This window comes from Bacillus sp. FSL K6-0994, assembly GCF_038630815.1.
Lineage (GTDB): Bacteria > Bacillota > Bacilli > Bacillales > Bacillaceae > Bacillus > Bacillus safensis.
Map to the genome: position 1 here is coordinate 50,080 of NZ_CP152043.1, position 20,719 is coordinate 70,798.

Here is a 20,719-nt window from a genome sequence, read left to right on the forward strand (position 1 = left end):
AAAGGTGTTCCACGTGTAACATTTCGTCGAACACCTTTTGTTTTTAGGAGAATTGTCGAAAGGAGCAATCAACCATGTTATTTGATACACATGCCCACTTAAATGCAGAACAATACAATAAAGACTTAGAGCAGGTGATCGAAAGAGCGAAAAGCGAAAAAGTTGAGAAAATCGTGGTGGTAGGGTTTGACCGCCCAACCATTACGAGGGCGATGGAGTTAATTGAAGAGTATGATTTCATATATGCAGCTATCGGCTGGCATCCAGTCGATGCTATAGATATGACAGATGAGGATTTGGCTTGGATCAAAGATTTATCTCAACACGAAAAAGTGGTTGCGATTGGAGAAATGGGTCTGGATTACTATTGGGACAAGTCGCCAAAAGATGTGCAAAAGGAAGTATTTAGACGCCAAATTGCTCTTGCGAAGGAAGTGAAGCTTCCAATCGTTATTCATAATCGTGACGCAACGGAAGATGTCGTGACGATTTTAAAGGAAGAGGGAGCGGCTGAGGTTGGAGGTATTATGCACTGCTTTACTGGCAGTCTGGAAACTGCAAAAGAGTGTATGGAGATGAACTTTTATATTTCATTCGGTGGACCCGTGACATTTAAAAATGCCAAAAAGCCAAAGGAAGTTGTAAAGGAGATACCAAGTGACAAGCTTTTGATTGAAACAGACTGCCCATACTTAACGCCAGTGCCATTTAGAGGGAAACGTAATGAGCCAAGTTATGTCAAATATATCGCGGAACAGATTGCGGAGCTGAGAGAAATCAGCTTTGAAGAGCTTGCTGAATTGACAACAAAAAATGCAAAAAAAGTTTTCCGTATAAACTGACAGTATATGATGTCAATCCTTGTTTAAGCTTGTCCAATTGTGAAACATAACGAAAAAGTTCTACACGTTTGCGCCTCCTCATAGGATAAGTTGTCGATAAGTCTTTCTTCCCTTCCTTCCATAAATCTCCCATAATAGGTTTACAATCGAGCATTTTTGTACAGTGGGTGGAAGGGTTGACAGGTTTTGAGATACTCTATATAATCTCTCCGAGGAGAAGGAGGCGTTTTTCATCGTACAAAAAATGAAAAATCTGTTTTCTGTGAAGCTAGGAAAAGGCAAGGTTTTATTACTAGTTGTTTGCTTGCTTTTAGCTGGAACTGGAACGGCTTACGGTGCGCATGAGCTCACTAAGCAGTCTATTACCATTTCAATCAATGGTAAAGAGAAGACAATTCGTACACATGAAGAGACAGTAGCACAGCTGCTTTCAGACCTTGGAATAAGGACCAAGGCGGAGGATCATATCTCTCCAAGTCTAAATACAAAGATTCAAGACAATATGAACATTGTGTATGATGCGGCTATACCGGTTCATCTGACCCTAGATGGGAAAGAGAAAACGATATGGACTACAGATCAGACGGTTGGAGCATTATTGAAGAATGAGAAGATAGATATAGGGAAGCACGATCAAGTAACACCAGGAAAGAATGACAAGTTAAAAAAGGATATGAATCTTGTGGTTCAGCAGGCCTTCCAGGTCAGCTTAAATGATGGAGGAAAAGATAAAAAAGTGTGGACCACTTCGACTACGGTCGCTGACTTTTTAAAGCAACAAGAGCTAAAGCTCAAGAAGCACGATAAGATCAAGCCTGCGTTACATAGTAACCTTTCTAAAAAGAGCGCAGATATAAAGATCACTCGGGTGGAAAAGGTCACCGATGTAGTGGAAGAGAAAATTGCTTTTGATACCAAACATAAAAAGGATCATTCTCTTGAAAAAGGGAAAGAGAAGGTACTTAAAAAAGGTGAAGAAGGTAAATTGAAGAAGCACTATGCCATTGTGAAAGAAAACGGCAAAGTGGTGTCTAAAGAATTGATTAAAGAAGTGACCGAAAAAGATAGTAAGGACCGATTAGTGGCTATTGGTACACAAGTGGCCAAAAAGGAACCTACAGCGTCCCCTGCGGTTTCACGAAGCAATGAATCGTCAGGAAAAGAATTTTATGTGGCATCAACAGCCTATACAGCGAGCTGTGCTGGATGTACGGGCAGAACGTCTACAGGCTTTAATTTAAAAGCAAATCCAGGTGCAAAGGTTATAGCAGTTGATCCGAGTGTCATTCCGCTGGGCTCAAAAGTGTATGTGGAAGGCTATGGATATGCCGTTGCATCAGACACTGGATCTGCTATAAAAGGGAATAAAATTGATGTGTTCGTCCCAAGTAAGTCGGCAGCTTATCAATGGGGAAATAAACGAGTAAAAATTAGAGTACTCAAATAAACACATCAAATCATTTATATGAACAGAGGGCTTTGCGCACCCTCTGTTTTTTTGGTTATAATAGAAGCACTGTTTTCTAATTAATTAGACGCAAAAGCAGCATGAAAGGTTTCGTTTTTTTAACCAAAAAATGTAGATTGTTTTTGCAAGCGGAGGAATACATGAAAATCAAAGAAATCATTGTGGTGGAGGGTCGTGATGACACTGCCAGAGTGAAGATGGCAGTGGATGCAGATACGATCGAAACAAACGGATCTGCCATTGGCGATACAGTCATTCAACAAGTGCGTCTTGCTCAGGAGACGAGAGGGGTCATTATTTTAACAGATCCTGATTTTCCTGGTGAGAAGATCCGTAAAACCATCGCAGAGGCAGTTCCTGGCTGTAAGCACGCTTTTTTGCCAAAACATCTTGCGAAGGCGAAGCGGGATAAAGGAATTGGTGTCGAGCATGCTTCCTTGGACAGTATTCGGGAATGTCTTGCCCATGTCCATGAAGAAATGGAAGTAACGGAAAGTGACATTACTTTAGATGACTTATTTGACGCAGGCCTTATCGGAGGCGAAGCATCGAAACGCCGCCGCGAACGACTAGGAGTGCTTTTAAATATAGGATATACCAATGCGAAGCAGCTGCAAAAGCGCCTTCACATGTTCCAAATAACCAAACATGATTTTATTGCGGCCTTAAAGACCGTCATGCAGGAGGAAGCCGATGAATAAAGATATTGCGACACCCGTCAGAACGAAGGAAATACTGAAGAAGTACGGTTTCTCTTTTAAAAAGAGCTTAGGGCAGAACTTCTTAATTGATACAAATATTTTAGATCGCATTGTTGATCACGCAGAGGTTACAGATGAGACCGGCGTCATTGAAATTGGGCCTGGTATCGGCGCATTGACAGAGCAGCTCGCTAAACGTGCAAAGAAAGTCACCGCTTTTGAAATCGATCAGCGTTTATTGCCTATTTTAAACGATACGCTCTCTCCATATGATAATGTCACGATCATTCATCAAGACGTATTAAAGGCGGATGTGAGAAAGGTCATCGAAGAAAATTTTGCTGACTGTAAAGAAGTGATGGTCGTAGCCAACCTTCCATATTATGTGACAACACCGATTATTATGAAATTGCTTGAAGAAAACCTTCCATTGAAAGGGATTGTGGTCATGTTGCAAAAAGAAGTAGCAGATCGTATGGCAGCTGTCCCTTCATCAAAGGAATATAATTCACTGTCTATCGCAGTTCAATTTTATACGGAAGCAAAAACGGTGATGGTTGTGCCTAAAACGGTTTTTGTTCCTCAGCCCAATGTTGATTCGGCTGTGATTAAGCTGACTGTTCGTGAAACGCCTGCTGTCTCAGTAGAAAATGATGCGTTTTTCTTTCAATTGATCCGAGCAAGCTTTGGCCAGCGCCGGAAAACATTGATGAATAATTTGATGAACAATCTCCCTGATGGAAAAAAACATAAAGCGATCATCGAAGAAGCACTTCAAACAGCAGATATTGATGGAAAGCGCCGCGGAGAATCATTATCCATTGAGGAATTTGCCCGTTTGTCGAATGTTTTACAAAAAGCCCTATCGTAAGGGCTTTTTTCTTTTGTTTTTCACCACTTCAACTGTTCGGGCATAGGCTAGAAAGAACAGCATATATGAAAGACGATACCAACAGGATATGAGCCTGATTGTGGAGTGAACAGCATGCAATTTCAAATAGGAGATATGGTGACGAGGGCATCCTATCAAATGGATATTATGTTTCGAATCATTCGAATTGATGAGACAGATCAGCACGAAGCCACTGCCATATTGCATGGGAATGAAGTGAGGCTGATTGCTGATGCTAAGATGTCGGATCTCGTCTTGATTCAAAAAGAGGAGCAGCTGACAAGGGAAAAGGACGACGAACGGAAAATTAACGAATCGCTCGACTTACTAAGACAGGATTATCAGCTGCTGCGTGAAAAACAAGAGTATTATACTTCTGGACAATATCAGCATCAGGAGCAGTATTTTCACATGCCTGGAAAGGTCCTTCATTTAGATGGAGATGCTTCATACTTAAAGAAATGCTTAGATGTATATGAACGAATTGGTGTACCTGTGTACGGAGTGCATTGTCATGAGAAGAAAATGCCAAGCGTGATCGATTCGTTACTTGATCAATATCGGCCTGATATTTTGGTCATTACAGGGCATGATGCGTATTCCAAGCAAAAGGGCGGCGTAAATGATATCGGTGCCTATCGCCATTCTCGTCATTTCGTTGAGACGGTTCAAAAAGCAAGAAAGAAAATTCCTCATTTAGATCAGCTTGTGATCTTTGCAGGCGCCTGTCAATCTCATTTCGAATCATTGATCCAAGCAGGTGCCAATTTTGCAAGCTCACCTTCACGTGTGAACATCCATGCGCTCGATCCCGTCTATATCGTTGCGAAGATCAGCTTCACTCCATTTGTAGATCGAATCAATGTGTGGGATGTGCTTCGTAATACATTAACAAGAGAAAAAGGTCTCGGAGGCATCGAGACGAAGGGTGTTTTAAGGGTAGGTATGCCATATAAAAAAGACCATGAATCGACATAACCCGACTGATTTCAGTCTGGTTTTTTTTATGTGTAAAAAGAAATTTCAAACGGATACATAATTCACCGGAATTTGAGAAAAATAGGGAGGAGAAAAGGTAGAAGTTTGTCAAAATTATTTTGTTGACAATGGCTCGTGTTGGTTGATATAATTTAATTTTTATTTGACAAAAATGGGCCGTTGTTGTATAATTATCTCAGTGAGGTGGATGCAATGGCGAAGACTTTGTCCGACATCAAAAGATCGCTTGATGGTAACTTAGGTAAACGTTTGACGTTAAAGGCTAACGGAGGCCGCCGTAAAACAATTGAGCGTTCGGGCATTTTAGCTGAAACGTACCCTTCTGTATTTGTGATTCAATTAGATCAAGATGAGAATTCGTTTGAAAGAGTTTCTTACAGTTATGCAGATATACTGACTGAGACGGTCGAATTAACGTTCGATGATACCGCTAGCTCAGTCGCCTATTAATGGGCAGTGAACTTCTTGTTTACTGCTTTTTGTTTTGCCTTTTTTTCTGAATGGGAGTCTGTCCATTTTTTGAAAGGGGTAAAAGAAAGGATTCGATACAAAATAAGAAAGCCACAAAAGCAGTGGCACTGATTCGAATTCTCGACTAAAGGGGCTGTTTCGTTTGGGTAGACGCCGAGGCATTATGTCAGATGAGTTCAAATACGAGCTGGCGAAGGATCTTGGATTTTATGATACCGTCAAAAATGGAGGCTGGGGAGAAATTCGTGCGCGTGACGCAGGTAATATGGTCAAACGTGCCATCGAATTAGCTCAGCAGCACATGGCTCAGGATGAGAATCAACGATAGAAAAATGGTCAGGGATACCTCAGGTGTCTCTGGCTTTTTTTGCTGAAAAAGTCAGTGTGCTGGGCGTAAAAGCCAATATTCATCAGATCCATCAAATGTGATACAATATTGATACTTATGTTTAGATGGAGAAGTAGGTGAAATGTTTGCGTATTTTAGAAAAAGCACCGGCAAAAATTAATCTCTCACTTGATGTCCATGGAAAAAGACCGGATGGATATCACGAAGTAGAGATGGTGATGACAACAATAGACCTTGCAGATCGACTTGAGCTGACGGAGCTGGACAAAGACGAAATCCGTGTATCATCTCATAATCGATTTGTGCCAGATGATCAGCGTAACTTGGCTTATCAGGCGGCTAAATTACTCAAAACAAGGTTCGGTATTCAAAAAGGAGTATCGATTGTCATCACAAAAGCAATACCTGTTGCAGCAGGTTTAGCTGGAGGCAGCAGTGATGCTGCAGCAGCGCTTCGCGGTTTAAACCGTTTGTGGAAGTTGAATCTCACGTTAGATGAACTAGCTGAGCTTGGAGCGGAGATCGGCTCAGATGTGTCTTTTTGTGTACACGGAGGCACAGCACTAGCGACAGGACGTGGAGAGAAACTGAAGCATATCGCCACACCGCCGCATTGCTGGGTGATTTTAGCGAAGCCGGTGATTGGGGTATCTACAGCTGAAGTTTATAGACAATATGACGCAAGCAAAGTAGAACACCCAAATGTACAGCGTATGATTGAAGCCATTGAAGCGAAAGATTATAAAGAGATGTGCGGCTCACTCGGTAACGTTCTGGAGTCTGTGACATTAAAGATGTATCCGGAAGTAGATATGATCAAAAGACAGATGAAGCGTTTCGGTGCTGATGCTGTATTAATGAGTGGAAGCGGCCCAACGGTATTTGGCTTGATTCAATATGAATCGAAGGTACAAAGAATATATAACGGACTGAGAGGATTTTGTGATCAAGTATACGCTGTCCGCATGATCGGCGAACAAAATGCCCTTGATTAAATCCGTATATTAAGTTATATTATTCATAAATTATTCGGGTTCTGGGGGTAAGTTCATGAAGTTTCGTCGAAGCGGCAGATTGGTGGACTTAACAAATTATTTGTTAGCCCACCCGCACGTACTAGTACCTTTAACTTTTTTTGCAGAACGTTATCAATCTGCAAAGTCCTCCATTAGTGAAGACTTAACGATTATCAAACAGACCTTCGAACAGCAGGGAATAGGCACATTGCTTACTGTACCTGGCGCTGCTGGCGGAGTGAAATATATTCCTAAAATTCACCTAAAAGAAGCAGATGACGTAGTAAACGATATCGGAGAGGCATTATCAACTCCTGAACGTGTACTTCCTGGCGGTTATTTATATTTAACCGATGTTTTAGGCAATCCATCGATTCTTGCGAAAATCGGTAAGCTGTTTGCGACCATCTTTGCGGACCGTGCGATTGATGTCGTCATGACCGTTGCGACAAAGGGTATTCCAATTGCCTATTCTGTTGCGGGTTATTTAAATGTGCCTGTTGTGATCGTTAGAAAAGATAATAAGGTAACCGAAGGATCAACAGTCAGTATTAATTATGCATCAGGTTCGTCTAACCGAATTCAAACCATGTCCCTTGCAAAGCGCAGCTTAGATAAAGGCTCCAATGTGCTGATCATTGATGACTTTATGAAAGCGGGCGGAACCATTAACGGCATGATGAATTTGCTTGAGGAATTTAATGCAAATGTTGCAGGGATCGGTGTTCTTTTAGAAGATGAGGGCGTAGATGAACGTCTTGTCGATGAATATGTCTCGTTGTTAAAGCTTTCTACCATTGATATGAAGCAAAAAATCATTGAGATCAATGAAGGCAATTTCCACGAGTTTTTTCATCCGAAAGTGTAAGCTTTGATTAAACATGTATTTGAATGGGAGAGATTGATATGACAAAAGTTGTTCAAACCAAACATGCACCAGCAGCCATTGGACCTTACTCTCAAGGAATTATTGTCAATAACATGTTTTACAGCTCAGGGCAGATTCCATTAACCCCAGCTGGAGATTTTGTCAATGGAGATATTAAAGAACAAACACATCAAGTGTTCCGTAATCTTGAGGCTGTACTTGAAGCAGCAGGTGCTTCCTTTGAAACAGTCGTGAAAGCAACTGTTTTCATCAAAGATATGGAACAATTCGCTGAAGTGAATGAAGTGTACGGTGAGTATTTCCATACACATAAGCCAGCTCGTTCATGTGTGGAAGTGGCAAGACTTCCAAAGGATGCGCTTGTAGAAATAGAAGTAGTTGCATTAGTGAAATAAACAGGCACTCTCAATGAAAGCCGTTTGGTTTCATCATATGCAGGGAAAGACATCATCATGATGTCTTTTTTTATGCTGAGAATGTAAGCGTCGTCACGAATATGACAAATAATGTATAAATATCCCGATATTTCAAAAAAAGTTTAAAAAAAGAGCAGGAGAATCACCACGATCGTTGAATACCTAAGTAATGCTTTTATATTGGGAAAAGGTGGTGAACTACTGTGGAAGTTACTGACGTAAGATTACGCCGCGTGAATACCGATGGTCGCATGAGGGCGATTGCATCCATCACGCTGGACCACGAATTTGTTGTTCATGATATTCGTGTGATTGATGGAAATAATGGGTTGTTTGTTGCAATGCCTAGCAAACGCACGCCCGATGGAGAGTTTCGCGATATTGCACATCCAATTAATTCAAGCACTCGGGGTAAAATCCAAGATGCTGTATTAAATGAATATCATCGCTTAGGCGAAGAGGAAGAAACAATTGAATATGAAGAAGCTGGAGCTTCTTAATCATACGTGAACCTAAAAAGACAGCTTTAAGAGAAAATGAATGTTTTCTTTTAAATGCTGTCTTTTTTGCGTTCTTTCTCTTGTTTCTTAAGTCTTTCATCTGTTAGAAAATTATTGTACTTCCTTATGTATCCTTGAAATCAGTCTTTATTTAGGATATATTTTTCTATGGATAATAGGGATATTGGAGGCCAATCAATGGATAAGCGGTTCGCAGTGATTTTAGCAGCGGGAAAAGGAACGAGAATGAAGTCAAAGCTATATAAAGTACTTCATCCAGTTTGCGGAAAGCCAATGGTCGAGCATGTGGCAGATGAAGCGTTAAAGCTTTCTTTAGCCAAGCTGGTGACGATTGTCGGTCATGGTGCAGAGGACGTGAAAGAGCAGCTTGGAGACAGAAGTGAGTATGCACTTCAAGAAGAACAGCTGGGAACAGCCCATGCCGTTAAACAAGCAAAGTCGTTTCTCGCGCAGGAAAAGGGAACAACCATTGTCATTTGTGGTGATACGCCATTATTGACAGCGGAAACAATGGAAGCCATGTTAAGCGAGCATCAAAAACATCAAGCGAAAGTCACTATTTTAACAGCACATGCGGATGATCCAACAGGCTATGGCCGTATTATTCGTGACGAAACAGGTGCTGTCGTGAAAATTGTGGAGCATAAAGATGCGAACGATGCAGAGCGTCAAGTGAATGAAATTAATACAGGGACTTATTGCTTTTCAAATGAAGATCTCTTCCGTGTGATTGAGCAAGTGTCGAATGAAAATGCACAGGGTGAATACTACTTGCCAGACGTTATTGAAATTCTAAAAAATGAAGGGCAAACAGTTGCAGCTTATCAAACACCGCATTTTGAAGAAACACTTGGAGTTAATGACCGTATCGCTCTATCACAAGCAGAGCAATTCATGAAGCGACGTATTAATCATCAGCATATGAAGAATGGTGTGACCTTGATTGATCCTGAGAACACGTATATTTCGCCAGATGCTGTCATCGGTGAAGATACAGTTATTTATCCTGGGACGGTCATCAAAGGGAATGTAAAAATCGGTGCAGACGCCACTATTGGGCCAAACACTGAAATTGTTGACAGCATCATCGGAGATCGAACAGTTATTAAGCAATCTGTCGTCTGCGATAGTGAGGTTGGAGTTGATGTGACAATTGGACCGTTTGCTCATATTCGCCCGTTGTCGAAAATTGGCGATGAAGTAAAAATTGGGAATTTTGTCGAAATCAAGAAAACAGTTTTCGGAGACCGCAGCAAAGCATCTCATCTAAGCTACATTGGAGACGCAGAGGTCGGAACTGATGTAAATCTTGGCTGTGGTTCCATTACAGTCAACTATGATGGGAAAAACAAATTCTTAACGAAGATTGAAGACGGCGCATTTATTGGCTGTAATTCAAATCTCGTTGCACCAGTCACTGTCGGAAAAGGGGCATATGTTGCAGCCGGTTCAACGGTTACAGAAGATGTACCGCAGGATGCATTGTCTATTGCTAGAGCAAGACAAGTCAATAAAGAAGATTATGTGAAAAATATTCATAAAAAATAATCCAAATACCCGGAGGTTTACCATGTCTAATCGTTATGCTGATGCGAATTTAAAGATATTCTCTTTGAATTCAAACCCTGAACTTGCCAAAGAAATTGCCGATCGTATCGGAGTTGATGTAGGAAAGAGCTCTGTTAAACGCTTTAGTGACGGTGAAGTCCAAATCAATATTGAAGAAAGTATCCGCGGCTGTGATTGTTATGTTATTCAATCAACAAGTGCGCCAGTCAATGAGCATATTATGGAACTGCTCATTATGGTGGATGCGCTAAAACGCGCTTCTGCGAAAACTGTCAATATTGTGATCCCTTATTACGGATATGCACGTCAAGATCGTAAAGCAAAACCTCGTGAGCCAATCACTGCGAAGCTTTTTGCAAACTTGCTTGAAACAGCAGGTGCTACACGTGTGATTGCGCTTGATCTTCATGCGCCGCAAATCCAAGGTTTCTTCGATATTCCAATCGATAACTTAATGGCTGTGCCAATCTTAACAAACTATTTCGAACAGAAGAATTTGAATGATATCGTTGTTGTGTCTCCTGACCACGGTGGTGTGACACGTGCGCGTAAAATGGCAGACCGCCTGAAAGCGCCAATCGCAATTATCGACAAACGCCGTCCAAAGCCAAACGTTGCTGAAGTCATGAACATTATTGGTAACATTGAAGGCAAAACGGCCATTCTAATCGATGATATCATTGATACAGCTGGTACTATTACACTTGCTGCAAATGCGCTAGTCGAAAATGGAGCAGCTGAAGTATATGCTTGCTGTACGCACCCAGTCTTGTCTGGACCAGCAGTAGAACGCATCACAAACTCTAAAATTAAAGAATTAGTTGTGACAAACAGTATTCAATTAACTGATGACAAGAAAGTTGGAAAATTCATTCCGCTTTCAGTTGGGCCTTTGCTTGCAGAAGCCATCATCCGTGTACATGAAGAAGAATCTGTGAGCTACCTTTTCAGCTGATTTTCTGATTAAAAAAGGCCCTAGGCATCAAGCTTGGGGTCTTTTTGCTATCATCATTCACGGCAAATAGGTTTAAAATGATTCGGTTATGGGTAATTATGAGAGTAGTGACAAAAAAGAAATAGGATGGTGCTGAATATGGCAACTTTAAAAGCAAATAAAAGAACTGATTTCAAACGTTCCACACTGCAAAAAATCCGTCATTCAGGACACGTTCCTGGTGTCATATACGGAAAAAATACAGACAATCTGGCTGTTTCATTAGACAGCATCGATTTATTAAAAACCTTACGTGATGAAGGGAAGAATACAATCATCACCTTAGACGTGGGTGGTGAAACGAAATCTGTGATGGTGACAGAATTACAAACAGATCCGTTGAAAAACGAACTTGTTCATGCTGATTTCCAAGTCGTTGACTTACAGCGTGAAATTGAGGCAGATGTACCAATACAGCTGATTGGCGAGTCTAAAGGGGTAAAAGATGGCGGTGTGCTTCAGCAGCCACTATTTGAACTATCTGTTACAGCGAAACCAAAAGATATTCCGCAGAATATTGAAGCTGATATTACAAACTTAGAAGTCAATGATGTCTTAACAGTTGCTGATCTGCCTGTTCAGTCATCTTATCAAATCAATAACGATCCAGAAGAAGTCGTTGCCTCCATTCTGCCGCCTCAGCAATCAGAGGTTCCTGAGCCAGATAGCGAAGAAGAGCCGCAAGAGCCTGAGGCCATTAAAGAAAAGGATGACGATGGAGAATAACTGGTCATTTAGAGACGTAACCCTCCCGCGGTTGCGTCTTTTGTGCTAGAATGAAAAGAATTCATACGTTTTTACATGAGGCAATCTGATTGGCTCATTTTTTAGGCGTGTGCTGTGTGACAAAGGAGGTTATTGGTTTCATGATTGCATTCGTTGGATTAGGCAATCCAGGAAAAGAATATGAAAAAACAAGACATAATGTCGGGTTTATGACAATAGATGAATTATCAAAAAAATGGGACATTCCTTTAAATCAATCAAAATTCCATGGACAATTTGGAACTGGGTTTGTTTCGGGGCAAAAGGTTCTACTTGTAAAGCCGCTTACATATATGAACTTATCAGGAGAATGTGTGCGTCCGCTGATGGACTATTACGATATTCCCCTTGAACATTTGAAAGTGATCTATGATGATCTTGATTTGCCAACTGGCCGGATTCGCTTACGTACAAAAGGAAGTGCAGGCGGGCATAATGGAATCAAATCATTAATTCAGCATTTAGGTTCACCTGAATTTGACCGGTTCCGTATCGGCATTGGACGTCCTCAAAACGGCATGAAGGTCGTTGATTACGTACTAGGACGTTTCTCAGAAGAAGAACAGCCTGACATCGCATCAGCCATTCAATCGTCTGTCGAGGCTTGTGAAGCGGCTTTAAAAAAGCCATTTTTAGAAGTGATGAATGATTTTAACAAGAAGGTATAAGAATGATAAGCGAAGCACATACTGATCATAAAATCTCAGCATGGGAGGATCACGTATGGCTTTGCATTATTACTGCCGCCACTGTGGTGTAAAGGTTGGCAGTCTAGATGAATCTGCTGTCCAAAGTGAAGCACTTGGATTTCATCACTTAACAAATGAGGAAAGAAACGATATGATTTCTTATAGGGAAAATGGTGATTTACATGTACAAACCATTTGTGAGGATTGCCAAGAGGCGCTTGAAAGAAATCCTGATTACCATCAGTATCATACTTTTATTCAATAAAAAAGCTTTGGTGTAGATATTAGACCAAAGCGTTTTTCTGTTTTAAACAAACAGGGAGGAGGAGCCAAATGAAAAACATACAATCATTTATCAAACAAAGTGATGATTTTCAGTCTATTTTTAATGGACTAAAGGAAGGGTTAAAAGAACAGCTGCTTGCCGGACTATCAGGCTCCGTCAGATCTTTATTTACAGCCGCGATATCAGACGAACTGAAGCGGCCAATGTTTATTGTGACTCACAATTTATATCAGGCGCAGAAGGTAACAGATGATCTAGCAAGTGTGATGCCGGATCGCTCGGTTCTTCTTTATCCTGTCAATGAACTCATCGCTTCAGAAATTGCAGTGGCCAGTCCTGAGCTGAGAGCACAGCGTTTGGATGTCTTGAATCGACTTGCGAATGGAGAAAACCCCATTATCGTCACTCCCGCTGCTGCGGTTCGCAGGATGCTTCCGCCAGTTGAGCTCTGGAAGGAGAGTCAGATCCATTTAAAGATCGGTGAAGAAATTGATTTGGAGGCGTTTTCAAAACAGCTCGTACAAATTGGTTATGACCGGACGTCGATGGTTGCAGCGCCCGGAGATTTTAGTGTGCGCGGAGGAATCATCGACATCTATGCGTTAACGGAAGATCATCCAATCCGTATTGAACTGTTTGATACAGAAGTAGACTCGATTCGAACGTTTCATTCGGATACACAGCGTTCATTAGAAACCCTTCAAGAAATCAAAATAGGTCCTGCAAAAGAGTTAATTGTGAGAGGTCCTGAACGAGTGAGAGCCATTGAACAGCTTGATCAAGGGCTGGCGAAGAGCTTAAAGAAATTCAACTCAGATCAGCAAAAAGAACTGCTTCATCAAAATATTTCTGCTGATCGCGAGAAGCTGCTTGAAGGCATCGTGACACAGGAAATGACGAAGTACCTGTCCTATTTCTATGAAAAGCCTGCTAGTTTGCTAGATTACACATCGCAGGATACGATTATTATTTTAGATGAAATCAGCAGAATTCAGGAGATGGAAGAACAGCTTGAACAGGAAGAAGCCGATTGGACAATTAGTCTGCTTGAAGAAGGCAATATTCTTCATGATTTATCTCTATCTTTCCCGTTCCAAGAACTGATCAATCAGCAATCGAGAGCCATTCTGTACTACTCCTTGTTCCTGAGACATGTCCAGCAGACAAATCCGCAGAATATCGTCAATGTATCTAGTAAACAAATGCAGAATTTCCACGGGCAGATGAATGTGCTGGCGAGTGAAATTGAACGCTATAAAAAACAGCAATACACGGTTGTCTTCTTAGGTGCTGATGAAGAGCGGACAGAAAAGCTGTCGTCTGTTCTGCATGATTATGACATTGAAGCCGCTCTTGCTAAACCGGACGCTGAGCTTGTAAGCGGACAGGTGTATATTTTACAAGGTGAGCTGCAAACGGGCTTTGAATTGCCGTTATCAAAAATTGCTGTGATCACAGAAGGTGAACTCTTCAAGAAACGTGTGAAAAAGCAGGCACGTAAGCAAAAGCTGACCAATGCAGAGCGGATCAAGAGCTATTCAGAGCTTCAAGTCGGCGATTATGTGGTGCACATTAACCACGGGATCGGTAAATATTTAGGAATTGAAACGCTTGAAATCGGCGGCATTCATAAAGATTATTTAAATATTCATTATCAAGGAAGCGATAAGCTTTATGTACCGGTTGAACAAATTGATCAGGTGCAGAAATATGTAGGATCAGAAGGTAAAGAACCAAAGCTGTACAAACTAGGCGGCAGCGATTGGAAACGTGTGAAGAAAAAAGTGGAAACATCTGTACAGGACATCGCAGATGATCTGATTAAACTGTACGCAGAACGCGAGGCAAGCAAAGGATATGCCTTCTCGCCTGATCATGAGATGCAGCGCCAGTTTGAATCCGCGTTCCCTTACCAGGAAACAGATGATCAAATCCGTTCAATTCACGAAATTAAACAGGATATGGAGCGGGAACGTCCAATGGACCGTCTGCTTTGTGGAGATGTGGGTTACGGAAAAACGGAGGTGGCTATTCGTGCGGCCTTCAAAGCGATTGCTGACGGGAAGCAGGTAGCCCTGCTAGTTCCGACAACCATCTTAGCGCAGCAGCATTTTGACACAATCATGGACCGATTCCAAGACTACCCTGTCAAAATCGCGCAGCTGAGCCGTTTCCGTACAAGAAAAGAAACAACTGAAACGTTAAAAGGACTGAAAAACGGAACGATCGATATGGTTATCGGCACACACCGTCTTCTTTCAAAAGACATCGTCTACAAGGATTTAGGACTGTTGATCATTGATGAGGAACAGCGTTTTGGTGTGACGCATAAAGAGAAAATTAAACAGATGAAAGCCAATATCGACGTACTGACATTAACGGCTACGCCAATTCCGCGTACGCTTCATATGTCCATGCTAGGCGTACGGGATTTATCAGTGATTGAAACACCGCCTGAAAATCGATTCCCTGTTCAAACCTATGTGGTCGAGTACAATGGCGCTTTAGTCAGAGAAGCGATTGAGCGAGAATTAGCACGCGGCGGTCAAGTGTACTTCCTTTATAACCGTGTTGAGGATATTGAACGAAAAGCAGACGAAATCTCCATGCTGGTCCCAGACGCAAAAGTCAGTTATGCACACGGGAAAATGAGTGAGAACGAGCTGGAATCAGTGATGATCAATTTCCTTGAAGGTGAATCAGATGTATTGGTCAGTACCACCATCATTGAAACGGGAGTCGATATTCCAAATGTGAACACGCTCATCGTCCACGATGCCGATAAAATGGGGCTCTCTCAGCTGTACCAGCTAAGAGGACGAGTCGGGCGTTCGAACCGTGTCGCTTATGCTTATTTCACGTATCGAAAAGATAAAGTTCTTTCTGAAGTTGCGGAGAAAAGACTTCAGGCCATTAAAGAATTCACAGAGCTCGGATCTGGGTTTAAAATTGCGATGCGTGATTTAACGATTCGAGGAGCAGGGAACTTACTTGGTGCTCAGCAGCATGGCTTCATTGATTCGGTTGGATTCGATCTCTATTCTCAAATGCTGAAAGAAGCCATTGAGGAAAGAAGAGGCGATACAACGGCTCAAGATAAATTCGAGCCAGAAATTGATCTGCAAATTGATGCTTACATCCCAGACACTTATATTTCGGATGGCAAGCAAAAGATTGAAATGTATAAACAGTTCAGAGCAATTGGATCGATTGAAGAGAGAAAAGAGCTTCAGGATGAAATGATCGACCGATTTGGTGAATATCCGCAAGAAGTGGCTGACTTGTTTACGATTGCGACAATGAAGGTGTACGCTGTCCAGGAACGTGTCGAGCTGATCAAGATGGAGAAAGGCATTGTCAGAATGACCCTTGATGAGAAAGCAAGCGGTGAAATCGACGGCCAAAAATTATTTGAGCTCGGCAGTAAATATGGACGTGAAATCGGATTGGGAATGGAAGGCAGCAAGCTGATTATTTCTGTCCAAACGAAAGGCAAGAAGACAGAGGAATGGCTTGAGGTTGTTCTTAACATGCTTCGAGGCCTTCAAGATGTGAAAAAAGAAACCATTTCATCTTCATAAAATTTTGTTTGTCTCTCGTGTATATTACGTTTGATGTGACGGATACTAAACTCAGGGTCAAGTGGTGAATGTTGCATAAAGTGGACGCTTTTGTTCCATTCACCCAACACATCATCAAACGAAAGAGAGGCAGCAGTGAATGAAAGCAACTGGAATTGTACGCCGCATCGATGATCTAGGTAGAGTGGTTATTCCGAAGGAGATTCGCAGAACATTGCGCATTCGGGAAGGAGATCCGCTTGAGATTTTCGTCGACCGCGATGGAGAAGTGATTTTGAAGAAGTATTCGCCGATTAGTGAGCTAGGAGACTTTGCGAAGGAATATGCTGATGCATTATTCGACAGTTTGGGTCATTCCATCCTGATCTGTGATCGAGATACGTATATTGCTGTATCCGGAAGTTCGAAAAAAGAGTACTTAAACAAATCCATCAGTGATTTACTTGAACGAACAATGGATCAGCGTAATTCTGTGTTAGAAGAAAGCAAAAAAGAAATTCAACTTGTCGATGGTATTGATGATGACGTATCTTCTTATACCATTGCACCTATTGTTGCAAACGGAGATCCGATTGGCGCCGTCGTCTTATTTTCTAAAGAGCGTTCAATGGGAGAAGTGGAGCATAAAGCGGCAGAGACAGCAGCTGGCTTCTTAGCCCGTCAAATGGAACATTAGGTCTAATAACTCTATATCATTTTGATAAAACGAAAGAATGCCGATGAAATCATTTGATTTTGTCGGTTTTTTATATGGAATGAAACAAAACGAGACATGTGCCGTCTACTCCTTAGAAAGGAACGTCTTTTTCACGTATGATATAATGAGTGCGTTTAACTGTAGATCTATTTTAAAGGAGTCATCCATGAAAAATGCTGTGAATCAGCCGCACTGGCTTTTCCAGGGTGCGGTGATTTTGACCATCGCAGGCTTGTTATCAAAGGTACTAAGTGCCGTTTACCGTGTCCCGTTTCAAAACATCGTAGGGGACACAGGGTTTTATATTTATCAGCAGGTATATCCTTTCCTTGGCATTGCCATCATGCTTGGTACAACAGGTTTTCCTGTCATGGTGTCCAAGCTTTTGAGTGAGCATGGGGAAGAGAATCGACGGATCATTACAAGGGTATCCTTGGTCTATATCACTTTACTGAGCCTGGTCTTATTTCTTTGTCTTTACATAGGAGCAGGCACAATTGCGGGTCTTATGGCAGACAGTCAATTAATTCTGCTCATCCAGATGAGTGCTTTTGTGTTTCTATTTCTGCCGCTCACTGTGATGCTGAGGGGAGTTTTTCAGAGTGACGGTCTGATGCTTCCAACGGCTGTTTCTCAGTTGGTTGAGCAGCTCATCAGGGTAGGTGTCCTGCTTGTTTTATCCTTCTATTTCGTGAGGCACGGCTATTCGCTTTATGAAACAGGGGCGGGTGCGGTGTTCTCTTCTATCGCAGGAAGTGCGGCCTCGCTCATTTTGCTTCTTTTCCTTTGGCTGACCTATCGAAAGCAGTCTGCTGCAAGTATGTCAGGCAAACAGGCGACACTTCGAAAAAAAGATGTTATGAAGAGTTTGGTGCTGTATACATTGACGATTTGTGTCAGCGGTTTGCTCATTTTATGGATGCAAATGATTGATGCTTTTCATCTGTATGCGCTGCTGCGCAGCGAGGGTCTCAGTGAAGCGGCGGCAAAGGCGGCGAAAGGTGTATATGACCGAGGCCAGCCTTTCTTACAGCTCGGAACGGTGTTTGCCATCAGCATCGGAACCTCACTTGTGCCATTTTTATCAGCAGCCATGAGGAATGGAGAGCATGAAACGATACGGCAAAAAGTTCGGTCATCGGTTAAGACCACGTCGGTATTAGGGATAGGGTCAGCGGTTGGACTGATTTGTATTTTAGAACCAGTCAATACAATGCTTTTTCGTAATGATTTAGGCACTGATGCCTTGCAAATATTCTGTATATCGATCGCCTTTACATCGATTGCCATTACGCAGACGGCTTTACTGCAAGGGCTCGGGCATACTGTGTACCCTGCTGTTGTGGTGGTCCTCAGCGTGCTGGTGAAATGGATTCTAACGATTGCGCTTGTACCGTTATTTGGCATCCAAGGTGCCGCATGGTCAACTGTATGTGGTTTTCTCACAGCAGCCGTGCTCAATGCCGTTTATTTGAAGCATAAAGGATGGATTTCGTTGAGAGAGCTGTTCCCGGTGAAAATTCTTTTATCAGCCGCCTTCATGGCTGTGGTCTTAATAGGATATCAGGCTCTGTTTTCATGGGTCATCCCCTTTGAAAAACGTCCGTTTTCCGTTTTAGAGAGCCTGACATCAGTTTTTATTGGTGGTTTCGCCTTTTTATATAGTATTCTTAAGCTAGAAGTATTTACGGACGAGGAATGGAGACTCATTCCATTAGGAGAAAAGATTTTATATTTTAAACAGATGAGAGGGAATCAAAATGGCAGGTAAGATTACCGTCGTCGGTCTCGGGGCAGGCGACATGGATCAGCTGACGCTCGGTGTATATAAGCAGCTGAAGCAGGCGAAAGAAGTATTTATGAGAACGCAGGATCATCCGCTTACCGCAGAGTTGATGCAGGAGGTCCCAGCTCTCACCTTTTTTGATGAAATTTATGAAAAGCACGATCAGTTTGATCAGGTGTATCAGGAAATTACCGAAATATTATTTTCAGAGGCAGCGGAAAAAGACATTGTGTACGCAGTACCTGGTCATCCATTTGTGGCAGAAAAGACCGTACAGCTGCTCGTTTCCGGGCAGAAAGAGCGCGGGATTGAGGTGTCTGTCGCTGGTGGACAAAGCTTTCTAGATGCGACATTCAACTCCTTGCAGATTGATCCCATCGAGGGATTACAATTCGTTGATGCAGGGGATATGAGAGCGGATGATCTGAAATTAACCCAGCACGTCCTGATTTGTCAGGTATATGATCAGATGACAGCTTCGAATGTGAAACTCACACTGATGGAAAAGCTTCCCGACGATTATGAAGTTTATATTGTGACTGCAGCTGGAAGCAGTCAGGAACAGATTACTGCCGTTCCTTTATTTGAACTTGATCGAGATGTGTCGATAAATAACTTAACGAGTGTTTATGTTCCTCCAATTCAAGATGAACAGCTGCTTTATCAACAATTTGACACCTTCCGTGACGTTATACGTACATTAAGAGGTCCGGGCGGCTGTCCATGGGATCAAAAACAAACAAATGAATCACTCAAACCATATTTAATTGAAGAATGCTATGAACTGCTTGAAGCGATAGATGAAGATGACACAGATCATATGGTGGAAGAGCTTGGCGATGTGCTGCTGCAGGTGCTGCTTCACGCTCAAATTGGCGAAGATGACGGTTATTTCTCAATCGATGACGTCATTCAGCATGTCACAGAAAAAATGATTCGGCGGCACCCCCATGTGTTTGGTGACACGAATGTTTCTGAGGCAGCAGATGTGGTTGCCAACTGGGAAAAAATCAAGCAGCAGGAGAAGCCAGAGCGGACCGGTTCTATTTTGCAATCGATTCCGGCGACACTTCCAGCACTAACAAAGGCATATAAGCTCCAAAAGAAAGCTGCCAAGGTAGGCTTTGATTGGACAGATGTTCAAGATATTTGGAACAAATACGAAGAAGAAAAGCAGGAATTTCTCGATGAAGTGGCAGAGAAGACGGACGATGGTGCAACGAAGCAGATGAAAGATGAATTTGGAGATCTTTTGTTTGTTCTCGTCAATATTGGCCGGTTCTATCACTTAGAGCCTGAAACGGCACTCGCTTCTGCCAACACAAAATTCATACGGCGCTTTCAGCATATCGAACAAAAAGCAAAGGACATAGGCCGTTCATTAGATGACTTAACGCTAGAGGAAATGGACGATCTATGGAACGATGCAAAACGCATAGAAAGAGGTGAAGACACATGAGACTAGATAAATTTTTAAAAGTGTCCCGTTTAATTAAAAGAAGAACATTGGCAAAAGAAGTAGCTGATCAAGGCAGGATTTCTATTAACGGAACACAGGCGAAAGCAAGCTCTGACGTGAAAGAAGGGGATGAGCTGCAAATCCGCTTTGGTCAAAAACTAGTGACTGTTCAAGTCAACGAGTTAAAGGACACGACGAAAAAAGAAGAAGCGGCTGGCATGTATACTGTGCTAAAAGAAGAAAAAACAGCAGAATAGGGCTTGTTCTAAATGACCCTCTTATCACATACAATGCAGTAACATGCAAGTATGAGATATGGGGGATGTATA

The 20,719-nt window shown here is 42.1% G+C and carries 21 protein-coding genes; all 21 read left to right on the plus strand.

The window, feature by feature from the left end:
* The first annotated feature begins 74 nt into the window (after positions 1-74).
* The 21 genes from MHB69_RS00265 to MHB69_RS00365 all read left to right on the plus strand — a co-directional run bounded on the left by MHB69_RS00265 (position 75) and on the right by MHB69_RS00365 (position 20,647).
* Positions 75-842 carry a TatD family hydrolase gene (locus tag MHB69_RS00265; protein ID WP_342495884.1) on the plus strand — a complete coding sequence of 256 codons (768 nt, stop codon included), beginning with the start codon at positions 75-77 and terminating at the stop codon, positions 840-842.
* A gap of 244 nt (positions 843-1,086) precedes the next feature.
* Positions 1,087-2,289 carry a G5 and 3D domain-containing protein gene (locus MHB69_RS00270; protein WP_041105711.1) on the plus strand — a complete coding sequence of 401 codons (1,203 nt, stop codon included), beginning with the start codon at positions 1,087-1,089 and terminating at the stop codon, positions 2,287-2,289.
* A gap of 161 nt (positions 2,290-2,450) precedes the next feature.
* Complete coding sequence (gene rnmV / locus MHB69_RS00275) at positions 2,451-3,011, plus strand: ribonuclease M5 (RefSeq protein WP_024427200.1); 561 nt, start codon at positions 2,451-2,453, stop codon at positions 3,009-3,011.
* Entirely contained in the window at positions 3,004-3,882 is an 879-nt protein-coding gene (gene rsmA / locus MHB69_RS00280) for a 16S rRNA (adenine(1518)-N(6)/adenine(1519)-N(6))-dimethyltransferase RsmA (protein ID WP_025093515.1), read from the plus strand. Before rnmV ends, rsmA begins: the two co-directional genes overlap by 8 nt.
* 114 nt (positions 3,883-3,996) lie before the next feature.
* Positions 3,997-4,881, plus strand: coding sequence for a sporulation peptidase YabG (gene yabG / locus MHB69_RS00285; RefSeq protein ID WP_024427198.1), 885 nt, complete (start codon positions 3,997-3,999; stop codon positions 4,879-4,881).
* A gap of 213 nt (positions 4,882-5,094) precedes the next feature.
* Positions 5,095-5,352 carry a Veg family protein gene (locus tag MHB69_RS00290; RefSeq protein WP_003217979.1) on the plus strand — a complete coding sequence of 86 codons (258 nt, stop codon included), beginning with the start codon at positions 5,095-5,097 and terminating at the stop codon, positions 5,350-5,352.
* A gap of 163 nt (positions 5,353-5,515) precedes the next feature.
* Positions 5,516-5,701, plus strand: a complete 186-nt coding sequence (locus MHB69_RS00295) for a small, acid-soluble spore protein, alpha/beta type (protein WP_012008653.1) — start codon at positions 5,516-5,518, stop codon at positions 5,699-5,701.
* 146 nt (positions 5,702-5,847) lie between these two features.
* On the plus strand, positions 5,848-6,717 hold the full coding sequence (gene ispE, locus MHB69_RS00300) for a 4-(cytidine 5'-diphospho)-2-C-methyl-D-erythritol kinase (protein ID WP_019743558.1): 870 nt from the start codon (positions 5,848-5,850) through the stop codon (positions 6,715-6,717).
* 55 nt (positions 6,718-6,772) lie between these two features.
* A complete protein-coding gene (gene purR, locus MHB69_RS00305; RefSeq protein WP_120206882.1) occupies positions 6,773-7,606 on the plus strand; it encodes a pur operon repressor in 834 nt (277 codons plus the stop codon).
* A 38-nt stretch (positions 7,607-7,644) separates the two neighbouring features.
* Positions 7,645-8,022 (plus strand): 2-iminobutanoate/2-iminopropanoate deaminase, encoded by a 378-nt coding sequence (ridA, locus tag MHB69_RS00310; protein ID WP_024425639.1) that lies wholly within the window; start codon positions 7,645-7,647, stop codon positions 8,020-8,022.
* A gap of 224 nt (positions 8,023-8,246) precedes the next feature.
* On the plus strand, positions 8,247-8,543 hold the full coding sequence (gene spoVG / locus MHB69_RS00315; RefSeq protein ID WP_008357439.1) for a septation regulator SpoVG: 297 nt from the start codon (positions 8,247-8,249) through the stop codon (positions 8,541-8,543).
* A 198-nt stretch (positions 8,544-8,741) separates the two neighbouring features.
* Entirely contained in the window at positions 8,742-10,112 is a 1,371-nt protein-coding gene (glmU, locus tag MHB69_RS00320; protein ID WP_024425640.1) for a bifunctional UDP-N-acetylglucosamine diphosphorylase/glucosamine-1-phosphate N-acetyltransferase GlmU, read from the plus strand.
* A gap of 22 nt (positions 10,113-10,134) precedes the next feature.
* Entirely contained in the window at positions 10,135-11,088 is a 954-nt protein-coding gene (locus MHB69_RS00325; RefSeq protein WP_024425641.1) for a ribose-phosphate diphosphokinase, read from the plus strand.
* Positions 11,089-11,226: 138 nt separating this feature from the next.
* Complete coding sequence (locus MHB69_RS00330) at positions 11,227-11,853, plus strand: 50S ribosomal protein L25/general stress protein Ctc (RefSeq protein ID WP_034284155.1); 627 nt, start codon at positions 11,227-11,229, stop codon at positions 11,851-11,853.
* A 140-nt stretch (positions 11,854-11,993) separates the two neighbouring features.
* A complete protein-coding gene (pth, locus tag MHB69_RS00335; RefSeq protein ID WP_024425643.1) occupies positions 11,994-12,560 on the plus strand; it encodes an aminoacyl-tRNA hydrolase in 567 nt (188 codons plus the stop codon).
* Between the two features lie 55 nt (positions 12,561-12,615).
* On the plus strand, positions 12,616-12,846 hold the full coding sequence (locus MHB69_RS00340; protein ID WP_003217967.1) for an anti-sigma-F factor Fin family protein: 231 nt from the start codon (positions 12,616-12,618) through the stop codon (positions 12,844-12,846).
* Positions 12,847-12,914: 68 nt separating this feature from the next.
* Positions 12,915-16,448, plus strand: a complete 3,534-nt coding sequence (mfd, locus tag MHB69_RS00345) for a transcription-repair coupling factor (protein ID WP_342495885.1) — start codon at positions 12,915-12,917, stop codon at positions 16,446-16,448.
* Between the two features lie 139 nt (positions 16,449-16,587).
* A complete protein-coding gene (gene spoVT / locus MHB69_RS00350; protein ID WP_034284159.1) occupies positions 16,588-17,124 on the plus strand; it encodes a stage V sporulation protein T in 537 nt (178 codons plus the stop codon).
* 187 nt (positions 17,125-17,311) lie between these two features.
* Positions 17,312-18,916, plus strand: coding sequence for a polysaccharide biosynthesis protein (locus MHB69_RS00355; protein WP_342489743.1), 1,605 nt, complete (start codon positions 17,312-17,314; stop codon positions 18,914-18,916).
* Positions 18,906-20,390, plus strand: a complete 1,485-nt coding sequence (gene mazG, locus MHB69_RS00360) for a nucleoside triphosphate pyrophosphohydrolase (protein WP_342495886.1) — start codon at positions 18,906-18,908, stop codon at positions 20,388-20,390. The genes MHB69_RS00355 and mazG overlap by 11 nt, the downstream gene beginning before the upstream one ends.
* Positions 20,387-20,647: an RNA-binding S4 domain-containing protein gene (locus tag MHB69_RS00365; RefSeq protein ID WP_008341839.1), complete on the plus strand. Its 261-nt coding sequence runs from the start codon at positions 20,387-20,389 to the stop codon at positions 20,645-20,647. Before mazG ends, MHB69_RS00365 begins: the two co-directional genes overlap by 4 nt.
* Positions 20,648-20,719 lie beyond the last annotated feature (72 nt).